Annotated in this window: 1 protein-coding gene; it reads left to right on the top strand. The window is 39.2% G+C overall.

Annotation, left to right across the window (positions count from 1 at the left end):
* Positions 1–124 precede the first annotated feature (124 nt).
* A complete protein-coding gene (locus tag GGQ92_RS16225) occupies positions 125–1408 on the top strand; it encodes an IS110 family RNA-guided transposase (RefSeq protein ID WP_184251354.1) in 1284 nt (427 codons plus the stop codon).
* The last annotated feature ends 310 nt before the right edge of the window (positions 1409–1718 follow it).

The following is a 1718-nucleotide window of genomic DNA, read 5'->3' as shown; positions in this document are numbered from 1 at the left end:
AGGAGCATTCCTGTAATGAAGAAATTTGAGGGTTGAACGAAAGAGAGCCCCCTTGGTATGATACGAGGTGTCCAAAGCTTCGAAGCAAAAAGGACCCTTAATTAATACCCAAGGAGGACTCGAAATGAATTATAACCAAAATAAGAAATTGATGCAAATAACACCTAATACACTTGTTATCGGTATTGATATTGCCAAAGATAAACATGTAGCTCGGGCACAGGATGATCGTGGCGTGGAGTTTGGAAAGCGTCTGATCTTTGAAAATCGCATACATGGCTTCCAATCCCTTTTGGATTGGGCAGAAAGACACAAAAAGCAAAATAAGAAAAATTATATTCTATTCGGTGTTGAACCTACTGGCCATTATTGGTTGAATTTAGCTTACTTTTTAAAGGCTAAAGGATACGATATTGTCGTAGTGAACCCAATGCATGTGAAGAAGAGTAAAGAGCTTGATGACAATTCTCCTACCAAAAACGATACAAAGGATGCAAAAGTAATTGCACAGCTGATTAAGGATGGAAGGTACTCCGTACCAAATCTCTTAGACGGCATTTATGCTGAGCTCAGAGAAGGCGTTAAATTAAGAGACCAACTAACTCAACAGCTGATGATTACAGAAGGTCGTATCCAAAACAACATTCAACGCTATTTTCCAGAGTTCTTTGATGTGTTTAAAGACTGGGAAGGCAAAGCAGCGCTTTGTACGCTGAAATTATTTCCATTTCCTTCCCAAATCACGAATTTAACACCAGAAGAAGTGTTAGCGAAATGGAAACCGCATGTTCAACGAGGAGTTGGAATCAAACGAGCAACAAAATTGGTGGAGAAAGCACAAAAGAGTATTGGTATGAAGGTTGGTATTCAATTTGCTGAACAAGAAATGCAGTGTTTACTTGAGCAATACACTCTCTATAAGAATCAGATTGAGAAGTTAGATCAGGAAATAGAATTACTGGTGAATCAGATACCAGGTGCAGAGGAAATGATGAATATTCAAGGGTTGGGTACAATTACAGTGGCTTTATTTTTCGCGGAGGTTGGCGATATTACCAAGTACAGCCATCCACAGCAACTCGTGAATTTAGCAGGACTATCTTTACGAGAACACAGTTCTGGAAAGTTTAAAGGGCAGACACGGATATCCAAACGAGGAAGAAGTAGGCTTCGAAGGGCTCTATATTTGGCCATTCGCCCACTAGTTGCCCATAATGCCACTTTTAAAACATTGCATCACTATTATACCAATCGCCCTGAACGACCTTTAAAGAAACAACAGTCACTTATCGCCCTGTGTTGTAAGCTATTACGAGTACTATTTGTAATCGGAAATAAACAATGTGAATTTGATGGATCTAAGTTGTTACAAGGGTTACCCCAAGTTGATGCATTACAGGTAGCGTAAGCTACTTTGAATTAATTCTTATACTCGATGATTATTACAATCTTATAAACAAACACCAATAGTGCAGAGCCGAAGTTTATTTTTTCCATACGGGCATTTGACCCAGCATAGGAGCATTTTCGGCCTCCACCTCATGGATACGCAGGACGAAGGAATGTATGGATTATAATCCCGAGAGATATGGGAGGGTGAGCGACCGTGGGTTATGTGGAGATATTTTAAGCACGGTTATACTGTCATTTTCCAATCAATACCAGTTTGGAGGATAGGATGGTTTTCACTATGTAAATATTTATTATAAATGCAAATA

Origin of the sequence: Gracilibacillus halotolerans, assembly GCF_014206945.1 — a bacterium.
GTDB lineage: Bacteria > Bacillota > Bacilli > Bacillales > Amphibacillaceae > Gracilibacillus > Gracilibacillus halotolerans.
This window is presented reverse-complemented; position numbering and strand designations above follow the sequence as displayed.

Excerpts from the sequence above, each read along its gene's own strand:
- GGQ92_RS16225 (WP_184251354.1), top strand. The coding sequence starts at position 125 with ATGAATTATAACCAAAATAAGAAATTGATGCAAATAACACCTAATACA.